The sequence below is a fragment of the Enterococcus sp. DIV1444a genome, assembly GCF_051712125.1.
Lineage (GTDB): Bacteria > Bacillota > Bacilli > Lactobacillales > Enterococcaceae > Enterococcus > Enterococcus faecalis.
The window spans coordinates 2,221,925-2,247,346 of the sequence record NZ_JBIOOG010000001.1 but is presented as its reverse complement, the minus strand read 5'-3'; the positions used below and the strand labels follow the sequence as shown (position 1 = coordinate 2,247,346).

The window sequence follows — 25,422 nt, the reverse complement described above, 5'->3', positions numbered from 1 at the left end:
CCGTGTGAAGGAAATTAGGAACGAAATGAAGCAGTGAAGAACCTTTCAATACTTTTTAGGAGATGAAAATCATGTATGTACTTGCTTTAGATGTCTCAATGGGAAAAAGTTATGCCGTTATTTATCATGAAAATACTTGTCTTTTTGAACAAGAAATTCTTCACGATAAAATACATTTCAATGCACTTCTTCAAGAAATTTATGCTCTTCCAGAACGACCACAAATCGTTTTTGAAGCAACGGGTGTTTATTCAAGAGTCATTGAAACGTTTTGTCAAAAGAATCATTTCGCCTATTGTTTACTAAACCCTTTAGAAGCCAAAAGACAACTGAATATTGACTTACGTTCAGTAAAAACGGATAAACGTGATGCCCATCGTCTCGCACAAACACACGGTCAATTTTTGCGGAAACAAAAACAATCGCAATCAGAAATCTATGAACAAACACGTGATTTAGCACGTTTTTATCAACAAGTTGAAGGGGACATTAAACGCATGAGAATGAACCTGCATACCGCTTTACAATTAACTTTTCCAGAATTGGAAACACTTTTCACCAACAGGTTATCAAAACTCGCCTTAAATCTTGTCGAGCTGTTCCCGCATCCTACTTGTTTAGAAGGTTTGAGTCAAACAAAAGTAAAAAATCTTTTGAAGAAAAATACCGATAAAAAAATCTCCGATCAAAAAGCATTGAATAAAGCCCAAACCTTACTTTCACTGGCGCAAAATTCTTATCCAGCAGAATCTAGACAAAGTATTTCTGTTCAAAAAGTGGTGTACTATGCCCAACAATTGAAACAATTACTGGTGACGAAAGAGCAACTCGCTCAACAATTAATTGAAACTGCGCAACAAACAATAGAATTTGATTTGTATCAAAGTATTCCAGGGATTGGTGAACTTTCTGCTGGACTCATGATCGGTGAATTAGGGGACATTCGTCGTTTTTCTTCTCATAAACAATTGAACGCTTTCGTCGGTGTTGATACCAGGAGGTATCAATCTGGAAAATATATTGCCCAAGAACACATGAATAAACATGGGAATCCAAAGGCACGAAAGAATTTGTATTTTATTATGATGAACATGATCAGGCAACAAGCGGCGGGCCCCAATCATTTGGTGGACTATTACTATAAACTAAAAACGCAACCTTCGCCCAAAAAGCATAAGGTTGCGCTCATCGCCTGCATCAACAAGCTCTTGAAATGTCTCCACTCAATGGTACGACATTCAAGTCCGTATGATTACTCATACACGGCCTCTAACGACCAATAAGGAATATATCCTTAAATAGATTATAGCACACCTAATAAAAAAAATTCTAATTTATTAGGCTTATTTCGTATACTTTTTTTTCGTGATAAAAATAAACGAAAAAACACTTGACTAAACGTAGGAAAGTAAGCCTGGGACAAAAATCACTTTGGATTTTTGTCCCAGGCTTATGCTGTAAGAAGTTTGTTCTAAACGTTGTTTATTGTGTTAATTCTAATAATTTGTTTTTCAAATCTTCTTCCATATGGCCAAGTTCGATTTCGGCAGCTTGGCGTTTTTCTTTTCCTTCTTGTTGAATACGTAATGTTTCTTGGATGGTTTCAATTAAATCATTTTGTGTTTTTTGTAATGTTTCAATATCGACTAGGCCACGTTCATTTTCTTTTGCTGTTTCAATTGCAGAAATTTTTAGCATTTCTGAATTTTTCTTCAGTAAGTCATTGGTGGTTTCAGAGACTTGACGTTGAGCAGTCACAGCATCTTTTTGACGGAGTAAGGTTAAGGCGATGACTACTTGGTTTTTCCATAACGGAATCGCCGTATTCACCGATGATTGAATTTTCTCAGCCAAAGCTTGGTTAGTATTTTGGATTAAACGAATTTGTGGGGCTTGTTGAATCGTAATTTGACGAGCCAAGCGTAAATCATGGGTTCTTTTTTCTAAACGATCTAGGAATTGGTTATAGTCATTGACAATTTGAACATCCATTTGATCCCCAGATTCTTCCGCTTTCTTCATGGCTTCAGGGATAATTTGCGTCCGTAATTCTTCTGCTTTTAATTCCCCAGCAGCAATATAGATGTTTAAGGCATCAAAATAATCTTTATTTTTTTGATACAATTGGTCTAACATGGCGTTATCTTTTAAAAGACCATCTTTTTCATGGGTTAATTTGACAGCAATTTTGTCAATTTGTGCCCCAATTTTTTGATATTTGGCGGTGATTTCGTAAACGGATTGTTTGACTTTACCTAACATTTTTTGAATAAAATTGCCTTCACCAGCACGTAATTCATTGGGATTGGCTTCATTTAAACGAAACATTAGGTCGGTTAGTGAATCACCAACAGGACCAATGTCTTGTGCTTGAACGTGGTTTAACATCGCTTGCGAAAATTCGCCGAGTTTGATTTGGGCATTCGAACCATAGGTAATCACTGCTTGTGAATCTTGGACGTCAATTTTTGAAGCTAACTCTTTTGCTTGTGCTTGACGTTCTTGTGGTAATTTATCAATTAAACGAGGAGCTGCTTGCTGTTCTTTTAACTCAGATAGTTCATTTTGTTGCGTTGGTGTTAGTTCATCCATTGATGAAAATGGATTACTTAATAAATCATCCAATGTATTGGTTACAGATGTTGTTTCTTTGGGTTGTTGCTCAGTCATTTTTTTTCCTCCCTAATGATTATTGCTGGTCTTCGTTTGCTTGAGGTGATTCCTCAGTCGCAGCTTTTTGCGACAAGCTGCTTTTAGCGATCGACATTTCGACATCTAAATCGTCTAAGTCATCGGAAACGATTTCCTCATAATCATTTTTAACTAATTTTGACAATTGGTCAATGATTTGTGCGCTTTCTTCTAATTTTTCATACGTTTGTTTGTTTTTTACTTCATGTTGTTCGATTTCTAAATGCTTACTTGTTAAGTCAACGATATTTGGTAAATGTGTATAGAGAAAGTGATTGGCTAAGTGTAACTTTTTAGGTTCTTTCACTAACTCTTTAAACAGAGCTTTAGAAACCTTCGTAGTATCATTACGTAAGTCAATCGCCCGTAATTTAGTTGAACGATTCATGTTTTCTTGTAATTGTATGATTTGTTTTTTGGCTGTGCTCATTGTACTTCTGAAAAAATCAATTTCTTGTGGAGATAACCCCAACTCACGATAATGGGCTTCTTTATCTTTCGTTAAGTAAGGCATTTGATCGCTCTTGTCGGCGGCATTTTTCTTTTTTCGATAGAGAACGAATACTAAAAAGCCTACCAGAATCACAAAAGCGAAGAAGCCATATTCTCTAGCGACAGCAATGATTAAGGCTCCTAAAAGAATATAGCCAATCAGTAATTTTGTATTTAATTTGTTCATTTATATAGTTCCTCCTATCTATCTAATCCTCGAAAGAGTCAGCTCTCGTTACAATAGTTATTTTAGCACACTCTGTGAGAGAAAAGACATACAGCGGAAGATGTATTTTATGATTTAGTGAAATCCTAAGAAAAAAAGTGTAAAACGCAAAAAAAGACCCGTCCTAATTGGGGGTAGGACGGGAAAGGAGTTAAAAATGAAAAAGTGTTTTGTTAGGGTTGTTTGTTGGTATGCTTAAATAATACAAGGAAGTTGTGAATTTTTTATGTCTATTTTTTTTCGAAAATGTAATTTTTTTCTAAAGCAATAAATTTTTTTCTTTGAAAAGGGTTTAACTAAAGAAGAAGGGGTGCGATTTTTATCATTTTAGGGTATGATAAACAAGAAAGGTTGGTGAAAGATATGTTAAATTATGAGGACTTCGAAGAAAAAACACTTCAACGTCGAGAAATTTTTAAAGGAAAGATTATTGATGTTTTTTTGGATGATGTAGCTTTACCGACAGGCGGCACAGCTAAACGCGAATTGGTTTTTCATTCAGGCGCAGTAGCTATGATTCCGTTAACCGCAGAAGGAAAAATCGTCTTAGTTAAACAATTTAGAAAACCATTGGAACAAGTGATTTTAGAAATTCCAGCGGGGAAAATTGATCCTGGAGAAGAAAATCAACTGGAAACGACGGCTATGCGGGAATTAGAAGAAGAAACTGGGTATCGTGCAGGTCAGCTCACCTACATAAATTCAATGTATCTGTCACCAGGATTTGCTAACGAAAAATTGGCTCTCTATTTGGCAACGGATTTGCAGAAAGTCGAAAATCCGCGTCCTCAAGATGAAGATGAAATCTTGGAACTTTACGAGCTAACAATAGCAGAAGCCAAAGCAGAGGTGGCAAAAGGCACGATTTGTGATGCCAAAACACTTTTTGCTATACAATACTGGGAATTGTATTTACTGCAGAGACAGTTTAAGGAGGACACGCAATGAGCAAAGGTCCGTTAGTCACTCGGACAGAACTTCGCAAACGCAGAGAAGCAGAAGAAAAAGAAGCAGAACGTCGTCAGCAGGAAGAACAGAAGCTGGCGGAAAAAGCGTATAAGCGAAAAGAAAAAGAAATTTCGACGTTTTATCGTAAAGAAAAGAAAAAACAAAAACCAATCAACAAGTCACGAGTAGGAGAATACTCGAAGCGTCGAGAACGGAGTACTTGGTTAAACAAGGCAATTATTATTGTAGCGATTTTATTAGCCGTTGTGGCATATATCGTTTTGAATTTATAGAAAAGAGGAATCACTATGAAAATTGGAATTATTGGAGCAATGGATCAAGAGGTCAAAATTCTAAAAGAAAAATTGACAGACACGATGTCATGGGAACGAGCAGGAGCTTTATTTGTTTCTGGTTCGTTAGGAAGACATGAGGTGATTGTGGTTCGTTCAGGAATTGGTAAAGTGGCCTCAGCTGTGACCACGACTTTATTGATTCATCAATATGGCGTAAATATGGTGATTAATACAGGTTCTGCTGGTGGTATCGGTGAAGGACTAAAAGTCGGCGATTTAGTCATTGCAGACAAATTAGCTTACTTTGATGTTGATGTCACTGGGTTTGGTTATGCCTATGGACAATTGCCTGGTGGTGTGCCTTTGTATTTTGAAACAAGTGAATACTTGCGGATGGAAATTGCGAAAGCTGCTGAAAAAACTGGGCTAGCTATTCGGAAAGGATTGATTGTTACTGGAGATACTTTTGTGGATAGCGCTGAGAAAATCGTCAAAATTAAGAAAGAGTTTCCTGAAGCCTTAGCTTGTGAAATGGAAGGCGCAGCAATTGGCCAAGCGGCTTCACAGTTTAATATTCCGTTCTTAGTTGTACGAGCAATGAGTGATACAGCAGATGGCGAAGCAACTCAAAGCTTTGACGAATTCATCGATGAAGCTGGGAAAAAATCAGCCGAAATGGTTATTCATTTTGTCGAGAACTTAGTTTAAAAAGAGAAAGAAACAGCCATCATTTCATTGATGAAATGATGGCTGTTTCTTTCTGCTTTATTGTCATTTAATGAAAGGCTTTTAAATACTGTTCTTTTTGTTTGCGCGTTAATTTTTTAAAGGCGGCTTCGGCTTTGGTGGCCTCGCTACGTGTTTCAAATTTCTCTGTATGAATCATTTTGACTGGCCGTCGTTTGGCTAACCGTGTATATTTTGCACCAGTTCCGCTATTGTGTTCGGTTAAACGACGTTCTGGCTCAGTTGTATAGCCACCGTAAAAGGAACCATCTTGGCAAAGTAAAACATAAAAATAATGGGATTTCTTATTCTCCATACAGCATAGCCTTCATTTCTGCTTCGTATTCGTTCTTCTCATTATATGTAAAAAGAGGTGGCAACACACGAAAACCGTCTTTTTTACCTTGCTTAATGCCTTCAATTAGTAAAACATTGGCTTCTTTGCCTGGCTTCGGATAAACAAACCGGGCTTTTTTCGGCGCAATATTGGCGTTTTCCATGGCATGTAAAATATCAAGGAAACGATCAGGACGATGAACCATTGCGAGGCGACCATTTGTTTTTAATAAATCCGCTGACACAGTGACCACTTCTTGAAGGGACGTGTGAATTTCATGACGGGCAATCGCTAAGTGCGGGTTTGGATTTTTTTGGCTAGTTGGTCGTTCTTTAAAGTATGGGGGATTACATAGTACTAAATCGACAGAATCTTTTTTGATGACCTCTGTCGCTTGTTTTAAATCACGTTCATACATCGTTACTTGTTTTTCCAATTTATTTAATAGAATACTTCGTTGACCCATATCTGCCAAACGAGGTTGTAATTCGATTTGGTCGATCGTTGCAGCTGTTTTCCGACTAACGAAGAGGCCGACCGCACCATTGCCAGCACACAAATCGACAATCTTGCCCTTTTTTGGTAGTTGCGGAAAATTAGCCAATAAGACTGCATCAATGGAAAAAGAAAAGACTTCTTTGCTTTGAATAATTTGAATATCATCCGCATATAATTGATCAATCCGTTCGCCGGATAATAACATAGATTAAGAACCTCCAACTTTTCATCTGATTGTTCATGTATTATACTACTTTTAAACTCGTATGACAAAATCTGTTCCCTAGATTAGTGAGGACATGTAATTTCTTTGATTGATGGAAGTAAAAAAAGCTTGTCAAAAGGTAGAGCTTTCGGCATACTAGAAAGCGGAGAGAAGAAAGGAAGAAAATTATGTTTTTTACATTTATGCGTGGCGTGGTTCGCGTCATTTTATTTGTGATTAATGGAAATGCGCATTACGAAAATAAAGAAAAACTACCAAAAGACCAAAACTATGTCTTGGTTGCGCCGCATCGAACATGGTGGGAACCGCTGTATTTAGCTGTTGCTGGCAGTCCTAAGAAGTTTAGTTTTATGGCCAAAAAAGAGTTGTTTAAGAATCCTGTTTTACGTTTCATTTTAAAACATGCGAATGCGTTTCCGGTGGATCGTGAGAAGCCCGGTCCCAGCGCAATTAAGACACCTGTCAAAATTTTAAAAAATTCTGATTTAAGTTTGATTATGTTCCCCAGTGGCACGCGTCATTCCTCAGAATTAAAAGGTGGGGTAGCCTTGATTGCTAAAATGGGTCGAGTACCTATCGTGCCATCTGTTTATCAAGGTCCGTTAACTTTAAAAGAGTTGTTTAAACGTAAAAAAGTAACGGTTCGTTTTGGAGAGCCAATCGATATTAGCGATATTAAAAAAATGGATAAAGACGGTTTAGCTGAAGTGGAACGTCGAATGCAAGAAGCATTTGATCAGTTAGACAAAGAAATTGATCCAACTTTTAAATATGAATCAACAGAAAAAGAATAAAACAAACCGCTACAGAATAGGAATTTTACTGGCAGGTAGTCTCATCAAAAGATGATGCTCCCTGTCTTTTTTCTTGCGTTAAGAAAAAAGTTTGTTAAAAATCTAATTCTTCTGTCCGATTTTCTTAAAAAATACCAGAAATTTGTTATAATAATAAGAAGGACTTTTTTAGGCGGTGAAAAAATGAAATTTTTACATACAGCAGATTGGCATATTGGCAAAAAATTACATGGTTTTGATTTGTTGGCAGAACAGAGGGAAGCCTTCAAACAAATCTTAGCAATTGCGAAAGAAGAGCAAGTGGATGCTGTTGTGATCGCTGGAGATTTGTATGATCGCTCTGTTCCAGCAGTTGAAGCAGTCGAGATTTTTAATGAAATGATGATTCAAATGAATCTCAAAGAGCATTTCCCCGTGTTAGCTATTTCGGGAAACCATGATAGCAGTACTCGTTTAGAAACAGGAGGCCCTTGGTTTAACCAAACGCAATTTCATTTGAACACGCGTTTAGAACAAGCCTTTCAACCAATTGAAATCAACAATACGCAATTTTATTTGTTGCCTTATTTTGAACCGATTGCGGCTCGCTTATATTTTGAAGATGAAACGATTCGAACGATTCAGGCGGCGATGGAAAAAGTTGTCGCGAAAATGCAGGAATCTTTTCTTCCCAACAAAAAACAGGTATTAGTTAGTCATTTTTTTGTCGCTGGTAGTGAAAAAACTGATTCTGAAACAAAATTAACAGTGGGTGGGTTGGATGTTGTCCCGACGGCTTTGTTAGAGCCTTTTGATTACGTCGCGTTGGGCCACTTACATGGAAAAAATGCGTTGCAAGCACCTAATGCTCGATACAGTGGCTCGCCTGTAAAATTTTCTTTATCAGAAATGACACAAGAAAAGGGTGTTTGGCTTGTTGAAACAGAAGCTGAAGTTCATTTTCAATTCCGTGCTTTGAAACCATTACGAGACATTCAACAATTGACGGGCTCGTTTCAGCAGTTAACGGATCCCGCGTTTTATCAAGAAGTGAATCGGGAAAATTATTTACATGTCCAATTAACCGACCGAGCAATTATTCCCAACATGATGAATCAATTGCGAAAAATTTATCCCAAAATTATTGGGCTGGAACGTTTGAATGGTCGAGAAACAAGCAGCGGAAATCAGAAAAAAGTGGTACAAATAGAACAACGTTCACCAGAAGAACATCTGCATGACTTTTTTAACGATGTGACAGGAGAGGACCTGACAGAACAACAAGCACAATGGGTCCAAGAAGAGCTGAGTACACTTAATCAATTAGAAAGAGGGAAGTAACAGGATGAAACCATTATCTTTAACATTGAAAAACTTCGGTCCGTATATTAATGAAACCATTGATTTTACGAAGTTTGAAGATTCTTCACTTTTTCTAATTAGTGGAAAAACAGGGGCTGGTAAAACGACGATTTTTGATGGAATGAGCTATGCTTTGTTTGGTGAAAGTTCTGGGAAATTACGTTTAGGTAAAGAAATGCGTTCCACATTTGCTGAGCCCTCAGAAGCCACTGAAGTTACTTTGCTTTTTAAACATAACGAGTATCTCTATGAACTGAACCGCCTTCCCGAACAAGAACTTTTTAAAAAACGTGGCACAGGAGTCCGTAAACAAAGTGCCAAAATATCTTTAATTGTCAAAGATGCTCAAGGGAAAGAACTACGAGCCTATTCTAAAAGACGCGAAGTGGACGAACTCATTCAAGAATTATTGCATTTGAATGCCAATCAATTTGCTCAAATTGTATTGTTACCTCAAGGAGAGTTTCGGACTTTTTTAATTGCTAAAAGTGATGAAAAAGAAAAAGTTTTGCGTAATTTATTCGGAACAGAATTGTATCAGTTGTTCAGCGAAAATTTAAAAGAACGCTTAAAAATTGCGAATCAAGAGATTCAAGAAACCCAGCAAAAAATTGAACTGAAAACAGAACAGTTGCGTTGGTCAGAAGAACCTGAACCGACAATGACACTTTTTGAAAAACTTCAATTATTAGAAAGTCAACAACAAGAGACCCAACAACAACTGTTAGTTGAAAGAGAACAAATTGCAACCTTAAAACAAGCAAAACAAGCAAAAGAGCAAGTTCTTTATGCCATTGAAGAACGGCGAGACCTGCAACAGCAAAAAGAAGAATTGCTGGACAAGAAAGCAAAACAAGCTGAACAGGAAACCGTCATTGAGCGGTTAAAGGAACAGATTCAGCAATTAAAATGGAGTCAAAAGCAGCAATCTTTAGCTGAAAAAGTCTTTGAAAAACGAAGCGAAAAGCAACAAAAAGAGCAAGAAACAAAGTCCAAACAACAAGCTCTCATGGAAACGCAACAAGCATTGACGGATTGGCAAGCAATCATGAGTGAGTTGGAAGAACAACAACCATTGATTGCTGAAAAACAAGAACGTCTTCAAACGATTCAACGTCAATTACCACAATACCAAGAATATGAACAGTTAGCCCAACAACAAATAGCAGAACAAGCCAATTATCAAGCCATTCAAAAAGAGTATGAATCTTGCCAACAGGAAAAAATAACATTGGCGGATAAAGTGGCGACAGCCAAACAATTTATTGAACAAGAAGGAACGCTTGAAAAAGCAAATTTTGAATGTTCTAGTGTAGCAGATCATTGGCAAAATTTTGTAGAACGTTGGCAAAAAAATCAAAAAGCTTGGCAAAAAATTAGTCAAAACCAAGCGGAATTGCACAAGTTGACACAACGGTTTGCTGTTGAACAGCAACAAAAAAGCGCTGAAGAAGCGAAGTTGCAGACAAAGAAAAGTCAATGGGCCTCTTTACAAATCCAACGATTAAGCTTGTTACTTGAAGAGGGGGCACCTTGTCCAGTTTGTGGCTCTTTAGAACATCCAAAGCAACAAACTCATCAAGAAGTTTCCTTAGAAGAGATTGATCAAGCGGAACGGGAATTAACGGAAGTTGAAAAAACGGTTCAACGATTTACTGAAACGCTCTCTGCATTAGGGGCGGAAAAGCAACAGAAAGAAAGCCAATTAAAAGAACAGGAAGCTGCGTATACTGAGGAACAAGAACAATTAGCAGCGCAGTTTGCTGACTTGCAGTTGCCGTTAACAGGACTAACATTTTCACAAGTAACACCTGCAGAAATTGCGGAAGTTGAGTCGCAATTAGCTAAAGAAAAACAACAAATAGCGCAAAAACTAACGGAAATTTCAGTTGAAAAGGACCGTCTGGCGGAACTAGAAGAACAATTAGCTGAAAATGCCCAACGCTTTGAAGTGCTTCGACAACAAGTAGAAACAATGCAACAAAGTCTGGAAAGAATCACTATCCAGCAGCAAATGATTGCTAGCCAATTATTGGATGCAACCGTCACATACGAAGAAATGACCAAACAACAAGCTTTGCTTCAAGAAGAACTCTCTGCATTTGAACGTCAAAAAGAAAACGTGACGACACAAGGAGAAACCTTGAAGAAAGAAGAAATGATCCTTGAAAGTACGCTGACGCATTTGGAGAAAGAACAACAAACACTTCAACAAACAGTCGCACAACTTGAGAGTCAGTTAAACGCAGTTTTAACGGAACAAGGAGTGACAGAGGACCAATTGACGGAGTGGTTGAAAGAGGTACCGACACTTGAAAGTCAGCAAGAACAAATTTCTTTATTTGAACAAGAGCAAACCCAACTGGCTATCCAACTAGCTGGAATTGAGAAAAAATTATCTAGTGATACGTTCCCAGAATTATCTTTAATCACCACAGAAATTGAACAAATAACACAACAAATTGAAGAACAAGAAAAAAAATACTATCAACTGCATGAAAAAATGCTGAATAACCAACAGTTGGTTCAAGAAATTAATGCACAAAGAACAACAATTGAAGACAAGTTTGAGGAAGTTGCTGCACTACAGCAGTTAGCAGATACGGTTAATGGCAATAATCCTAAAAAAATTAGTTTTGAACGGTATATGTTACAAACGTATTTAGAAAAAGTGCTGACAGTCGCTAATCAGCGTTTAGACCGTTTGACAAATAGTCGTTATCAATTTGAATTGAATCACGAAGCAGGCAGTTATCGGAATCAAACGGGGTTAGAAATCAATATTTATGATGATAATTCAGGGACGGTGCGCAGCGCTCACACGTTATCAGGTGGTGAAAGTTTTATAGCAGCGTTAGCTTTAGCACTCTCTTTGGCAGAAGTGATTCAAGAACAAGCAGGCGGGGTCTTCATTGATGCGTTGTTTATTGATGAAGGTTTTGGTTCCTTAGATGAAGAAGCATTGGAAATGGCAATGGAGGCGTTAGAAACGATCGAAAACGAAGGCCGCATGATTGGAATTATTAGTCATATTGGCGAATTAAAAGCACGAATTCCACAACAATTACAAATAAAAAGCAATGGGAATGGTCAAAGTACCGTTCACTATCAGCTAGCTTAGTAGAAGAGGAGGTGAGTCGATGAAATGGAGTATTCCAGAGCGAATCGTTGAACAAGGGCGCGAATATATGCAAGAAGGCCGTGTCTTATCTATCGTTCAAAATCCAGAAAAAAGGATCTGGTTGTCTGAGGTTTTAGGTGAAGAACTTTATCTTGTTGAATTGGATGGTACTGCCAAAGAACAAGATGTTTGTGAATGTCAATATTGGATGGAACATGGCTATTGCAAGCATACAGTGGCAGTTGAACTGGCACTGAAACAACGAGGTGTGTCAAGAATAATTCAAGTAAATCAAACAGTCAGTTTTGAAAAGACAAATCGATCAACAGCTGAAATGTTTACAAAAGGCTTTGCCAAATTAAGCAAAGGCTCTGCCGAAGTTCCCTTGCAACCTTTACGTTTAGAATTTCATTTAGATGTAATCGAAACGAATAATTACTATCCAGAATTGTCAACGATTGGCCTTTCTTTAAAAATTGGTTTGGAAGGCACCAAACCTAAAACATATATTGTGAAAAATATTGGTGATTTTTTACAAGCATATGAAAAAGAAATGACCTTTATGGTGAATAAACAACACCAATTTACCTTACTGCATGATTCTTTTTCAATGGAAATTCAAGAAATTTTAACAGAACTTGCGGCAATTTATCATACCAGCCAATTATTAGGTGCAAACGGTATTCAAGTTAAAGGGAAAATCGACAAACGTTATTTATTATTGCCGATTGATCGCAGTCAATCGTTAGTCGAAAAAATGAATCGAACGGGTCATTTTTTATTGACCAATCAAACTCATAAGTATCGCTATCTAACGTTCAAAGAAACTAGTTTGCCACTTACGTTTACAGTCCAAAAAAACGAGGAACAAAGCTTCAAATTAACTATTCAGAATCCTATTACAACGTTTCTAGCCCACTATCACTGGGCGATTGCGGATCAAACGGTTTATTTACTAACAGAAGAGCAGGAAGCCATCTACACCACGTTACTTCAATTGATGAAACGCTTGGAAGAGCCGTCAATTATTTATGAAAAAGAAACAGTTTCTGATTTATTTAGTGAAGTGTTACCATTATTGGAAAAAATTGGTCGAGTGTCTGTTGAAGAATCAGTTGAAGAATTAGTCGTCCATCATCCTTTAAAAGCAGTCTTTATTTTTAAGAAAATTAAAGGTCGGATTAACGCCCGGATTGACTATCACTATGGAGAAGTCATTTTCTCGACAAACCCAAAATATGCTCAATTACCTGAAGTCAATCAAGAAATCGTTCGAGATAAAGCAAAAGAAACAGCAATTAAGCAGCAATTTCAACAGTTTGCCTATCAGCAAACAACCACAGGCTTTGAAAAAGTCTTACCTGCTGGGGAGTCCTTGTATTATTTCTTTAAAGCCGAAGTTCCAGCTTTCCGTCAATTGGGAGAAGTTCGGATGGGACGGAAATTACGGGAATTGTATTTAGATGCCCAACATCATCAACCAACGATTGAAGTTGCAGAAGGGGATTCTTGGTTAGATATTCGGTTTGATGTCACTGGCATTGATGAAACCGAAATCGATGCAGTACTGACCAGTTTGCTACGTAATGATGCTTTTTATACGTTAAAAAGTGGTGAAATTCTTGCTTTTGATTCAGAGGAATTTTTCCATACAAGTGCAATTTTAACGAAGCTGCGAAAAAATATGCATCAAGAAGACAATGTCATTCATGTGCCCAAAAACCAAGGCCTCATGATCGAAAGCTTACTAGAAGACAACGAGCGGGCACATTTTTCAGATTCCTTTAAAAAAATGGTTACGGATTTAACGCATCCAGAAAACTTTGAAGCGCAAGTCCCGAATACCTTACAAGCAACGTTACGCCATTACCAAGAAACAGGGTATAAATGGCTGAAAATGCTTAGCCATTATCAATTTGGCGGTATTTTAGCTGATGAAATGGGTTTAGGGAAAACACTGCAAACCATTACCTATTTACTTTCGGAAAAAGAAGAAGAGCGCTTGAAAGGGACAGCTTTGATTGTCGCACCTGCAAGTTTAACCTATAACTGGTTAGCCGAAGTCAAACGTTTTGCGCCAACCTTAAATGTTCAAGTGGTTTCTGGCAACCGCCAAGAACGAGCAGCGCTTTTACAAAATAGTACTGAAGATATTCTAATTACTTCTTATGCAAGTATGCGACAAGATGTTCAGCTTTATCAGGAAATGCGTGTCGGCTATTTGATTCTGGATGAGGCCCAAATGGTTAAAAATAGTGGGACCAAAACGGCGCAAGCCTTAAAAAGTTTAAAAGTACCCCAACGTTTTGCATTAAGTGGTACACCAATTGAAAATAATTTAGATGAACTGTGGTCGATTTTTCAAATGATCTTACCGGGATTATTCCCAGGCAAAAAAGCCTTCCGAGAAATTAAGCCAGAAGAAATTGCCAAAATGATTCAACCATTCATTTTGCGGCGAGACAAGAAAACGGTGCTCGCAGACCTACCAGAAAAAATTGAAAATAATATGTATAGTGTCTTAACAGAAGAGCAAAAAACGGTTTATTTGGCGTATTTAAAACAAATACAAGCAGATGTTAGTCAAATGGATCAGGCAACCTTCAAGAAAAATCGTATGAGTATTTTAGCTGGCTTGACTCGTTTACGACAAATTTGTTGCGATCCGCGTTTGTTTATTGAGGATTACACAGGAGGTTCTGGCAAAGTAGAACAAGTCAAAGACTTTTTAGTGGCCGCCAAAGAAAACAATCGTCGTGTTCTATTATTTTCTCAGTTCACAAGCATGCTTTCTATCTTAGAAAAAGAATTGAATGAATTAGGTTTAGAGACGTTCTATTTACGAGGAAGTACCAAGCCTCAAGATCGGTTAACGATGGCGAATGCCTTCAATGAAGGAGAAAAAGATGTCTTTTTAATTTCATTGAAAGCAGGGGGAACAGGACTAAACTTGACGGGTGCAGATACAGTTATTTTATACGATTTATGGTGGAATCCCGCAGTTGAAGAACAAGCGGCTGGCCGGGCGCACCGCATGGGACAAAAAAAGGTTGTTGAAGTGTGGCGGATGATTGCAGAAGGAACGGTTGAAGAAAAAATGAATTCCTTACAGCAAGAAAAACGCGAGCTGTTCCAAAAAGTGATTCAAGGAAATGAAGAGCAATTAGCGAAAATGACGGAAGAAGATATTCGCACAATTTTAAGCATTGGGGAATAGCCGTTCAACTTAGTTGCTATCTTATTAAAGAGAAATGGAGTAATTCGTTTGAAACAAAAAGAATATATGGAATATCGGCCGCTAGGTGAAGAAATTGAACGGCTTCGTAAAGGGAAAAATATTCCTCTGCGTGTCTTTGATGAAAATGGTGTTTCTAGTCGAAGTTATCAACGCTTTGTTCAAGGAAATAGTGAGTTGCGCATTTCAGATTTAGCCATTATTGTCGAAATCTTGTCTATTTCGCCGATGGAAATGACAGAAAAATTAACGCCAATGTCCAAAACAGTTTTAGCTAAGGAACAGTTTAATCAAGCAATCTTTAGTAAAAATTTTCAAGAAAGTAGTCGAATCGTTGCAGATTATCGGGCGTACTATGAGAAATCGTCTTTTGCTTTAGGAAAACAAGAAGTAATGTATTCGATGTTGGCGTTGGAATATCTTTTTAACCCTCAAACGGTTGTGACAAAAGAGGAAATTATTGCATTAGAAAATCAGATTCTGGAACGATTAATTAATGCCGATGTGTATACTATTTTTAATTTGAAGTTTTTAGCATTACAAAAAAACGTTGGCTTGCAGCCGTTTCCAACTTCGTTACTTTTTCGTGTGCTACAATCTGTCAATGAGCGGGAAATTATTGATATTCGCTCGCTAGAAATCATCGAGCAAGTAATTATTGATTTTTTATTTGCGGCGATTGTCAGCCAAAATGTTCCCCATATTCTTCATGTATTAGGCATGATTAAAGAATATGAAGTGGGTGAAAATAACTGGCGAATGATTCTCTGGAAAAAAATAGCAGAAAAAATAGAAATGATTTTAACCAATGAAGAAATATTCGCAGATTGGGCAATTTTTAAAGAACAAATCCTCTTATCTATCACATTGTTCTTACCAAAAGCCAAACAAGAATTTTTTGCTGGGCAGTTGGAAAAAATAGAGGATAGTTTAAAAGAAATAAAAGAAAAGTAGGCATAATTGAGAATTTGCCATAATACATTCTGGTTGTGTTTAGCGACAAAGAGCGCCAAATAGGGATAGAAAACCCTATTTGGCGCTCTTTGTCTTGTCTATACAAATTTATTTGGACAGTTTGTCGTAATTGAACCCATTTGCAGTTGATATTCACTATAATTAAGAAAATATTAGGAGGTGAAGTTTATGAAAAAAATGTGCATCTCCACAGTTAGTGCTTTACTTTTGGCTAATAGTTTGCTACTGCCTGTAACAACTTTCGCCGAAACGACCGAAACAATCGCATCCTCCAGTGAAGAAAATGTTTCATCTGTTTCAGAAGAAAAGATTCCAGAAATTTCATCAGCAGAAGAGCAAAATTCAGCAACCAGTAGTTCGGAGATTCCCCAATCAGAAGAGTTAACGACTGTTGAAACAAGTGAAGAGCCGCCAAATGAAGCACTAGCGATAACGGAAGCACAACTGATGATGCCCCAATTATACGCAGGTGCTGTCTTAGATAAAACGACGCCTATCAGTACACTATTTCCTGATCCAGCTTTTGCGGAAAATATCAGAAAACAGTTAAGCAAATCTCGGACCTCTAATACTGTCACCCAAGCAGAATTGGATAAACTGAATAAAGTTATTTTAGAAAATGTCGTTGTTTCTAATGTAGAAGGAGTTCAATACCTAAGAAACTTAGAAGAATTATCTTTTCAAGATTCACTCAATGTAACAGATTTGAGTCCTTTTGCTAAAGGTGAATTTAAGCTATTACGTTTTTTATATATGAGAAACAATAAAATAGCTGATCTTAGTCCGTTAGGTCAAGCAGGATTAATTAGTTTAGAAGGCTTGTATGTTGAGAACAATCAATTAACGACATTAAATGGGCTTGAAGGAATGCCTGCTTTAAAAAATTTAAGTATCCAAAATACGACAGATCATCCGTCAAAAATCACGCCGAATAATCGAGTGACTTCATTCGACCCGCTTCGTTCTCTTCGTAATTTAGAAACTATTTGGGCTGCCAATAATCAGATTGCTACTTTAGATGGGCTTACGGAAGCAAATAACCTACTCCGTCTTTATGTGGAAAATAATCAATTAAAAACAATTGCGCCCTTGGCGAATAAACCACGTCTAGAAGAGTTGAGTATTATGAATCAAACGATTGCTAGTCTGGAAGCTTTAAGCACTGTTCCTAGTCTGCGTGTACTGTATGCAAGAAACAATCAAATTTCTTCCCTGACACCGTTAGAGAAAACACTCAATCTAACAGTTTTAGATGTGGGAGAAAATCAAATTTCAGATATCAGTCCGTTAAAAGGCTTAACGGCCATTACAGGGCTAGATGTATCTAATCAAATGATTATCTTATCTTCTGTCGATTATATTGCTGGGAAACCACTGCAATTAAAAAATAAGGTGATATCTCGTGATGGTCAACTATTTCCACCGCTGACGATTAGCCCTTATGGAAGTTACGATGCTACAAAAGGACTGTTTGAATGGAATTTACCCAAAGCTCATGAAGGCGTTTCTTATATCTGGGAATCAACAGATAAAGCATACTTGGGGAACTTTTCTGGAACAGTCGTCCAACCTGTCAAAGAAGTTTTCTTAAGTGAAACGAAACTATCTTGGTCAAAAGAGCGTATAGAAAAGTCGTTGGAAAAAACAATCGATATTGATGACTTTCAAAAAACAGCCCTGCCTTTTTATTGGCAAGATGTTGATGCTGGGAATAGATTACAATTTATTGTCAAAAAAGAGGGCCAAGAAATCCAGAAATTAGCAGATGAAACAACCACTAATTCTAAAACATTTAAGGAAAAAGCCTTGTTATTACCAGAACTAACTTATGGGAAACATCAGTTGGTCGTGGAAGTCTATGATAAAGGCTACAAGATTGATGAATTAGCGCTAACAGTCACTATGGTTGGCTCTGTCAGGTTCAAAACGGTACCAACAGCGATTTCCTTTGGGAGTGAGCTGCAAATCGCTAGTAGCACGACCCAATATCCAATTGTTTCCATGGATCAACCATTAGTGATACGAGATACTCGTCAAACGGGGAATAATTGGTCGCTTGCGCTAAACGTTACTTCTGATTTCAAATCTGAATCAGGTGCTAGGTTGCCGAATATTTTAAAATTTAGAACCAACCATCGCTTACAGGATATTCCAGAAGGCCAATCGATTCTTGTTCACAACCAAGTCAATGGACACCAAGAAACAAATATTTCTGATCAATGGAAAGAAAATGACCAAGAGTTGTTATTATCTGTTCCTGGAGGGACGGCCAAAGCAGAAGAATATGAAGCAAAACTAACTTGGTACTTGATGGACGTACCTGATGGTAGTGCAAAATAGGGAGGGAGTCTTATCAAAAAAATAATTAGCGGTGTATTGTTATTAGGATTGATTTCATCGGTTGATATATTTGCTGAAACAAATGCCTATCCGACAAATGCAGAAGTTTCTTTTTATGGCGAGTATGAACCACCAGCCAACAAAGAAAAACCAGATGGTAAGATACCACAGCGTTTCCCCAAGCAGTCGGAAGCAATACCAGCAGTGAGTGGAGAATCATTGAAGCATTCAACAAGTAAAACAGTTGATCAAAAAGGCTCAGGCTTCTTACCTCGAACTGGTACTAAACAGCAACAAATGTTTAATTATCTCGGAATAATAGTCATCTTTTTGGCTAGTTTTATTTTAAAAAAAAGAAAGAAGGAACAATAAAATGAAAAAAATTATCTTAGCAACAATCCCAGCTATCACTTTAGGCGTGGCTATTGCACCAGAAGTGAATGCAGAAGAAAAAAACTATGAATCAAATGCTATCGTTGAATTTACACCGGATGCCTCTAGCAACAAACCAGTCGATCCAGTGAATCCAGATACCGAAAAACCTGTTGAACCCTTTGACCCAACGACACCAGACACTGGTAATAAGCCAAATGAAGGAACAACTGGTCCACTAAGTATCGATTATGCTTCTAGTTTAGACTTTGGCAAAAATAAAATTTCAAATAAAGATGAAAAATATTATGCAAATCCACAATACTTTTTCTTGGCAGACGGTTCTGGTCCTGATTTGACTAATCCTAAACCAAATTATGTACAAATTTCCGACAAACGCGGAACGAATGCCGGTTGGGCCTTAACAGTTAAACAAGAAACACAATTAACAGCGACAAAAGAAACATTAAATAAAGTTTTAGACGGTTCAGAAATTAAATTAAGTCAAAACAAAGCAGTGTCAAATTCCAAAGCAGTCACACCAACTGCGCATGAAGTAACTTTAGTAGCTGGCGATTCATCAAATGTGATGTCTGCCGCTGAAGGTCAAGGTTCTGGAACTTGGCTTAGTGCGTTCGGTGGGATTGAAAAAGTGGAAGTTGACGGTGAAAACGTAGATAAAAATACAGCGATCACATTAACTGTACCAGGAGCAACACCAAAAGATGCTGTTCAATACAAAACTGTTTTAACATGGACAATCGCTGATTTACCAAGCGTATAATTATTGAAACTATAACAATAGAAGAGAAGGAGCACTAACATGAAAAAAATGACCATCGCAAGCAGCTTAATTTTAGCAACCATCGCGGTAGGAACACTACCAGTTCAAGCAGAGGAAGTGGCTAATCGCGACACAGATGCTATTGTAAAATTTAAAGCACCAGATGAAAAAGATCCCAACAGCAAAAATCCTGTAGTGGATCCAGAAGACAAAGACGGCAAAGATCCTGTGACACCTATCGACCCAGTAAAGCCTGACAAGCCAGTTGATGAAGGTTCTACAGGTCCCTTAACCTTGGACTATGCTTCAAGTTTAAACTTTGGTGAAAATATCATCAGCACAAAAGATGAAACCTATTTTGCATCAGCACAAGTTTTAAAAGATAAAAATAATGTTGAAAAAACAGGCCCATTATTTGCTCAAATTACAGATAATCGTGGAACTTTAGAAGGCTGGACTTTATCTGCAAAACAAAATTCTGCATTTACTTCTGCTATCAAAGGTCAGACGCTTGAAGGAACTGAAATTGTCTTTCAGAATGCTTCAGCTGTGACAGCAGGACAAAGCGCTGCACCAACAAGTTTAGCGAGCGTAACTTTTGGTACAGTGGGTGAAAGTCATAACGTGATGGCAGCCGCAACAGATCAAGGTGCTGGGAAATGGTCATACTTATACGGCAATGCTAGTTCAATTGCTGAAGTTGACGGCCGTCAAGTAATGAAAGATGTTCAATTAAAAGTGCCAGGTAAATCAGTTAAATTAAACGATGCCTACAAAACAACAATTACTTGGACATTAGCTAATACGCCAGTATAAAAAGAACCTTTTGGGAGCAAGGAAGAGGGAAACTCAGCCTTTCTCCTTTACATAGAAATGGAGTGTAGAGCGAAATGAAAAATAGATATTTTATTCTGATGATTCTAAGTTTTTATTTCTTTGCTTTTGGGATTGAAACCTCAGCAGCAGAATTACGATTTAGTGTTGAAACAGAAATTCCAGAAAACCAAATAGATAAAACAAAAACATATTTTGATTTAATGATGAAACCAGACCAAGAACAAATTTTGAAAGTTCGAGCGGCCAATAGTACAGATGAAAATTTAGTGATTGATGTTAGTGCGAAGTCGGCCACAACAAACAGCAACGGAGTGATTGAATATGGTGAGTCGTTGACAGCATTAGATAAATCTGCACCAGCAGATTTATCAGAAATCATTCAACTGAAAGACGGCGGTGAGAGTGTTGAATTGCCTGCTAAAAGTGAAAAAGTAGTTGAATTGCGAGTGAAAATGCCTAAAGAAGAGTTTTCAGGGCAACTAGCGGGCGGGATCACGTTTAGTGAAAAAGTCGATGAAACGAAAGACAAGCAAAAAGAAAATACAAACGGCTTAGCAATTGAAAATCGCTATGCCTATACAGTAGCTGTTTTACTTCGAGAAAATGAAACAGTTGTGCAACCTGAATTGTCTTTAGAGAAAGTTGAACCGACGCAAAGAAATGCGCGTAGTGTTATTTCTGCAACACTGCTAAACCATGAAGCAGCCTATCTTCAATCAATGAAAGTAACGGCAAATGTTAAAAATAAGAAAACAAATAACGTTATTTTAGAGAAAGAACAAGAAGATATGCAAATGGCGCCCAATTCAATTTTTAATTTCCCTATTCCTTATGAAGAAAATGAAATGGAAGCTGGGACGTATGTATTGGCAATGACTGTGGAAGGCTCAGGAAAAAAATGGCAATTTACGAAAGAATTTACAATCTCAAAAGAGGAAGCAAAAACATTTAATGAGAAAGATGTAACTGTCAAAAAAACGGAATCTAAACTTATTTATCTCTTAATCGGTTTATTGATCCTTTTACTGATAATCTGCCTGTTCATCATTTTACGTCTGAAAAAACAAAAAAATAAATAAAAAAAAGCCGCTCTTCAAATGGAACTGACCTAAGATTGTGAGACAGACATAAAAAAGCATTTTCCTAGACTGCTGATTTCCGATAGTCTATCGGCGATTGGTAGTCTAGTTTTTGTTGAATTCGACTTTCATTATAATAAGTAATGTATTTTTTTACAATTTCTATTACAATAGATGTAGGTTCATTTGTGAGCCCATCTAAGTAGAACGTTTCAGACTTTAGTGAGGCATGAAACGATTCGATGCAGGCATTATCTGAAGGTGTCCCTTTGCGGGACATACTCATGGTAATGCCTTTTGTTTTTATTTGGTTCTGGTAGTCAAAAGAAGTATAAACAGAGCCTTGATCACTATGCAATAGACAATCCGTTGTTTGGGGTAATTGATCAAGTGTATCCAGAACAAAAGCCGTATCTTGCTTATCACCGATGGTATAGGCGATAATTTCACTATTGTATAAATCCATAATTGAAGATAAATACAATTGCTTTTGACCAAAAGGCAGATAAGTAATATCTGTTACCAATTTCTTTAAAGGAGCATCTGAAGAAAATTGTCTATTCAGCTTGTTCTCGACAACCGTGTAAGGTTGTCCCACTTTACTGCGTTTTTTCATTTTCACGCGACAATTCCAATGATATTTCTGCATAATCTTTTGTACGGTGTTTTTATTTACTTTGTATTCCTTGTTAATCAGCGCAGTAATTTCTCGATAGCCATATCGAAACTTGTGCTGGAAACAAAGACGACGAACAGCTTCTTCAAGAGATGTTAACTTTCCCAAGTCTTTTCGATGAGTCCAACGATAATAAGTAGCTCGCGAAACGCCGAAAAGTTGACACAATGCAGTAATGGTTAATTTCCCTTTCACTCTTTTAACTAATTCTACAAATACTTCTGGCTCCACATCCTTTCCAATTCTTTGTACTTTTTTAGCACCTCAATGTGCATTTTTAAAAATTTATTTTCATTTTTAAGCTGTTGTTCCTTGGATTGATTTTCTGGCCCTTTTCCATACGAATATTGTTTTCCAACCGGTTGAACCAATCGATGATTCTCACCATTACGGTACCAACGCCACCATGTTTCAATTTGTGTTTTGTTTTTAATTCCTAATTCTTCCATGATCGTTTTTACAGGAATGTTCTCTTTTTTCATCTGTATAGCCATTTCTTTGATGTGAATCGGATAAGAAACTCGATTTCCCATTGAAAAAGCACCTCCTAGTTAAATTCATTTTAACGTGAATTCAACAAGAGGTGCTTTTTTATTTTGTCTCAGTTTATTGGGTCAGTTCCAAATTGAAGAACGGCTTTTTTTTAAAGATTAAATAATTTCTCCACAGTCGGACAAAGTTCGGTGAAACAAGTGACTTCTGCAAGGTGTGATGCAGGTTGGCAACTTGGTAGTTCACGAGAGCGGTGGTTAAACCAAAGGGAATGCCAGCCACCATTCCGCGCGCCGACAATATCATTGTCATAACTATCACCAACATATAAAGTATGTTCAGGTTCCATACAAAATTGATTACAGGCTAAATCAAAAATTTCCTTTTCAGGTTTTTGAAAACCCGTACTTTGAGAAATAATGATATTTTGGCTTGGAACCCATTTTTCAAGATTCAATTGTTTTACTTTTTTAAATTGATGGTCTGTTGGACCATTTGTAATAATCCCCATCGGAATTTCTTTCTCTTGTAAAGTATCAAGAAGCTTAGTAACTTCTGGATGCATCGTAATATTATCCAATTCTTCTTCATAAACTTGTTGGAAAATTTTTCCTTCTTCTTGTGAAATTCCTGGATAGTTTAGATCCTTTAATGTTTCATTCATTCGGAAAAACCGCATGAAATCTAGGGACCATTCATTGGCTAAAACTTTCGGAAACGTTTCATCGCTGTGGTGTCTAAAACGAAGATACAATTCATGCATGTCCTCTGTCGCAACGTGCGGGAAAATTTTAGTCATCGCATTTCGAAAGGGTTGTTGCTGATCGTACAGCGTGTCATCAACATCAAAAACAATGGTTCTCATTTAACAAGTGCACCTCTTAACTTTTTTACAAAACTTTTCATATGTTATATTGTAGACGATATTTTCACAAATAAATAGAGTATTTTTCACTGTATTTCAAGGTTTTACACAGAAATCAAAGCCTTGAGGGAAAAGACAATTATAGTTATTTTTACCAAAAAATGGAAACGATAAATGAAAAAATATTCTGATAATGAAAAGTTTGTGAAAATGATTTTGAGTCAAAGTTACTTAAATAACACGCGTTCTGATAGAAGTTAGAATTTTGCATGAGACAGTCTTTTTCCGTATAATGAATGAGAATGAAGGGGGAGAGTTAAGGAGTTATGTTAAAGCGTTTTTTTGGGTATTATCGGCCTTATCGTCGATTGTTTATTTTGGATTTTGGGTGTGCTGTTTTTGCAGGGCTGTTAGAGTTGGCTTTTCCAGTAGCAGTCAACCAAGTAATTGATAAGATTATGCCAAAAGGAGACTTTCGCCTCATTGCATTAGCTAGTGCGGGCTTATTTGCATTTTATATAATCAATACGTTTTTACAATTTATTGTGGTTTATTTTGGTCATATGTTAGGCGTGAATATTGAAACAGATATGCGTGAAGAATTATATCAACATCTTCAAACACAACCGTTTGAGTATTATGATAATCAAAAAACAGGGAAATTAATGAGTCGTCTGACTACTGATCTTTTTGAAATTTCGGAAGTGGCACATCATGGACCAGAAGACGTTTTTATTACGATTATGACGTTAGCAGGTTCTTTTTTATTAATGTTAACCATTCACGTGAAATTAGCCATCGCTACGTTTATTTTATTGCCATTTATCACGATTGCGCTAGGCTATTTTAATAAAAAAATGACAAAAGCGAATACGGATATTTACGATAATTTAGGAGAATTTAATGCTGGGATTGAAGCGTCAGTAAGTGGGATTCGTGTCACGCAATCTTTTGCAAATGAACCATTTGAACGAAAACAGTTTAATTATTTAAATCAAATGTATCGAAAATCGAAATTATATTTTTATAAGGTTATGGGTGTCAGTTCCGCCTATAATTACTTATTAATTCGTCTGATAAATTTATTTTCATTAATTTTTGGCGCGTATTATACAATTAAAGGAGAAATTACAGAAGGACAGTTTGTAGGATTTATTTTATTAGCCAATATTTTTATTCGGCCGATTGAAAAAGTCAACAATATGATTGAAAGCTATCCCAAAGGATTCGCTGGCTTTAAACGTTTTACGGAAGAAATGGACAAACAACCGTCCATCAAAGATTTGCCAGGAGCTGTAGCTGTTTCGCATTTAGAAGGAACGATTGCCTATAAAGATGTTTCATTTGCTTATGAAGATGGCACAAAAGTTTTAGACCATATCAATCTAAAAATTCAACCTGGCGAAACCGTTGCTTTCGTTGGCCAAAGTGGTTCAGGAAAAACGACCTTGTGTAATCTGTTGCCTCGTTTTTATGAAGTCAGTAGTGGTGAAATTACAATTGATGGTAGAAATATCCAACAAATGACCTTGGCTTCATTACGTAAGCAGATTGGAATTGTTCAACAAGATGTGTTTTTATTTCCTGGAACATTACGAGAAAATATTGCTTATGGGAATTTAAACGCTACAGAAATGGACATTCAACAAGCGGTGAAATTAGCACATTTAGAACAGGTAATTCAGCTAATGCCAGATGGCTTGGACACAATTATTGGCGAACGTGGCGTGAAATTGTCGGGCGGTCAAAAGCAGCGAGTGGCAATTGCGCGAATGTTCTTGAAGAACCCGCCGATTTTAATTCTAGATGAAGCGACTTCTGCATTAGATACAGAAACAGAGCAAGTGATTCAAGAGTCATTAAACTCGTTAGCTGATGGGCGAACAACATTAATTATTGCCCACAGACTGGCAACGATTAAACATGCTGATCGAATAATCGTAGTGAGTGACCAAGGAATTTTAGAAGATGGGACACATGAAACTTTGTACGCGCAAAGAGGCCACTATCGTCGGCTGTACGATGCTCAATTTAGAACATAATAAAAACCCGCGAATAAAACTTCGCGGGT

Annotated in this window: 21 protein-coding genes; 15 read left to right on the top strand and 6 right to left on the bottom strand. The window is 37.1% G+C overall.

Features of this window, described 5'->3' with window-relative positions; translation table 11 throughout:
- Nucleotides 1-62 precede the first annotated feature (62 nt).
- Nucleotides 63-1,283, top strand: coding sequence for an IS110 family transposase (locus tag IGI87_RS10715; protein WP_438736402.1), 1,221 nt, complete (start codon nt 63-65; stop codon nt 1,281-1,283).
- Nucleotides 1,284-1,482: 199 nt separating this feature from the next.
- On the opposite strand, the gene IGI87_RS10710 is transcribed toward IGI87_RS10715, so the two are convergent.
- Together IGI87_RS10710 and IGI87_RS10705 are read right to left on the bottom strand one after the other, a co-directional pair.
- Complete coding sequence (locus tag IGI87_RS10710) at nt 1,483-2,670, bottom strand: toxic anion resistance protein (RefSeq protein WP_002356447.1); 1,188 nt, start codon at nt 2,668-2,670, stop codon at nt 1,483-1,485.
- 19 nt (nt 2,671-2,689) lie between these two features.
- Complete coding sequence (locus IGI87_RS10705; protein WP_002384086.1) at nt 2,690-3,370, bottom strand: 5-bromo-4-chloroindolyl phosphate hydrolysis family protein; 681 nt, start codon at nt 3,368-3,370, stop codon at nt 2,690-2,692.
- Nucleotides 3,371-3,772: 402 nt separating this feature from the next.
- On the opposite strand from IGI87_RS10705, the gene IGI87_RS10700 reads away from it, so the two are divergent.
- The 3 genes from IGI87_RS10700 to IGI87_RS10690 are packed head-to-tail and all read left to right on the top strand — an operon-like array spanning nt 3,773 to nt 5,361.
- On the top strand, nt 3,773-4,357 hold the full coding sequence (locus tag IGI87_RS10700) for an NUDIX hydrolase (protein ID WP_002356449.1): 585 nt from the start codon (nt 3,773-3,775) through the stop codon (nt 4,355-4,357).
- Complete coding sequence (gene macP, locus IGI87_RS10695; RefSeq protein WP_002356451.1) at nt 4,354-4,650, top strand: cell wall synthase accessory phosphoprotein MacP; 297 nt, start codon at nt 4,354-4,356, stop codon at nt 4,648-4,650. The genes IGI87_RS10700 and macP overlap by 4 nt, the downstream gene beginning before the upstream one ends.
- Before the next feature lie 15 nt (nt 4,651-4,665).
- A complete protein-coding gene (locus tag IGI87_RS10690) occupies nt 4,666-5,361 on the top strand; it encodes a 5'-methylthioadenosine/adenosylhomocysteine nucleosidase (RefSeq protein ID WP_317094992.1) in 696 nt (231 codons plus the stop codon).
- A gap of 67 nt (nt 5,362-5,428) precedes the next feature.
- Here the strand turns inward: IGI87_RS10690 and IGI87_RS10685 are convergent, their stop codons facing one another.
- Nucleotides 5,429-5,695, bottom strand: coding sequence for a GIY-YIG nuclease family protein (locus tag IGI87_RS10685; RefSeq protein WP_438736998.1), 267 nt, complete (start codon nt 5,693-5,695; stop codon nt 5,429-5,431).
- Nucleotides 5,685-6,419, bottom strand: coding sequence for a tRNA1(Val) (adenine(37)-N6)-methyltransferase (locus IGI87_RS10680; protein ID WP_002394906.1), 735 nt, complete (start codon nt 6,417-6,419; stop codon nt 5,685-5,687). Before IGI87_RS10680 ends, IGI87_RS10685 begins: the two co-directional genes overlap by 11 nt.
- Nucleotides 6,420-6,607: 188 nt before the next feature.
- On the opposite strand from IGI87_RS10680, the gene IGI87_RS10675 reads away from it, so the two are divergent.
- The 10 genes from IGI87_RS10675 to elrE all read left to right on the top strand — a co-directional run bounded on the left by IGI87_RS10675 (nt 6,608) and on the right by elrE (nt 21,318).
- Complete coding sequence (locus tag IGI87_RS10675) at nt 6,608-7,234, top strand: lysophospholipid acyltransferase family protein (protein ID WP_002356461.1); 627 nt, start codon at nt 6,608-6,610, stop codon at nt 7,232-7,234.
- A gap of 51 nt (nt 7,235-7,285) precedes the next feature.
- Complete coding sequence (locus tag IGI87_RS10670; protein ID WP_425291983.1) at nt 7,286-8,554, top strand: exonuclease SbcCD subunit D; 1,269 nt, start codon at nt 7,286-7,288, stop codon at nt 8,552-8,554.
- Nucleotides 8,555-8,558: 4 nt separating this feature from the next.
- Nucleotides 8,559-11,696, top strand: a complete 3,138-nt coding sequence (locus tag IGI87_RS10665; protein ID WP_438736996.1) for an SbcC/MukB-like Walker B domain-containing protein — start codon at nt 8,559-8,561, stop codon at nt 11,694-11,696.
- 19 nt (nt 11,697-11,715) lie between these two features.
- Nucleotides 11,716-14,913, top strand: a complete 3,198-nt coding sequence (locus IGI87_RS10660) for an SNF2 helicase associated domain-containing protein (protein WP_438736994.1) — start codon at nt 11,716-11,718, stop codon at nt 14,911-14,913.
- 66 nt (nt 14,914-14,979) lie between these two features.
- Nucleotides 14,980-15,885 carry an Rgg family transcriptional regulator ElrR gene (gene elrR / locus IGI87_RS10655; protein WP_164982979.1) on the top strand — a complete coding sequence of 302 codons (906 nt, stop codon included), beginning with the start codon at nt 14,980-14,982 and terminating at the stop codon, nt 15,883-15,885.
- Nucleotides 15,886-16,074: 189 nt separating this feature from the next.
- Nucleotides 16,075-18,246 (top strand): enterococcal leucine-rich protein ElrA, encoded by a 2,172-nt coding sequence (elrA, locus tag IGI87_RS10650; RefSeq protein ID WP_438736992.1) that lies wholly within the window; start codon nt 16,075-16,077, stop codon nt 18,244-18,246.
- 12 nt (nt 18,247-18,258) lie between these two features.
- Nucleotides 18,259-18,618, top strand: a complete 360-nt coding sequence (elrB, locus tag IGI87_RS10645) for an LPXTG anchor domain-containing protein ElrB (RefSeq protein WP_104855334.1) — start codon at nt 18,259-18,261, stop codon at nt 18,616-18,618.
- 1 nt (nt 18,619) lies between these two features.
- A complete protein-coding gene (gene elrC, locus IGI87_RS10640) occupies nt 18,620-19,402 on the top strand; it encodes a WxL domain-containing protein ElrC (RefSeq protein ID WP_104855333.1) in 783 nt (260 codons plus the stop codon).
- Between the two features lie 39 nt (nt 19,403-19,441).
- On the top strand, nt 19,442-20,218 hold the full coding sequence (gene elrD / locus IGI87_RS10635) for a WxL domain-containing protein ElrD (RefSeq protein WP_104855332.1): 777 nt from the start codon (nt 19,442-19,444) through the stop codon (nt 20,216-20,218).
- Between the two features lie 74 nt (nt 20,219-20,292).
- On the top strand, nt 20,293-21,318 hold the full coding sequence (gene elrE / locus IGI87_RS10630; RefSeq protein ID WP_438736990.1) for a transmembrane protein ElrE: 1,026 nt from the start codon (nt 20,293-20,295) through the stop codon (nt 21,316-21,318).
- Between the two features lie 64 nt (nt 21,319-21,382).
- On the opposite strand, the gene IGI87_RS10625 is transcribed toward elrE, so the two are convergent.
- Nucleotides 21,383-22,527 (bottom strand): IS3 family transposase gene (locus tag IGI87_RS10625; protein WP_438736988.1). Its coding sequence is split into 2 segments (ribosomal slippage): nt 21,383-22,254 and nt 22,254-22,527, totalling 1,146 coding nucleotides; the frame shifts between segments, so codons are not numbered across the junction.
- 110 nt (nt 22,528-22,637) lie between these two features.
- A complete protein-coding gene (locus tag IGI87_RS10620; RefSeq protein ID WP_104855330.1) occupies nt 22,638-23,351 on the bottom strand; it encodes an HAD family hydrolase in 714 nt (237 codons plus the stop codon).
- A gap of 326 nt (nt 23,352-23,677) precedes the next feature.
- Here IGI87_RS10620 and IGI87_RS10615 point away from each other — a divergent pair, with 326 nt between their 5' ends.
- Nucleotides 23,678-25,393, top strand: a complete 1,716-nt coding sequence (locus IGI87_RS10615; protein WP_104855329.1) for an ABC transporter ATP-binding protein — start codon at nt 23,678-23,680, stop codon at nt 25,391-25,393.
- Nucleotides 25,394-25,422: the final 29 nt, after the last annotated feature.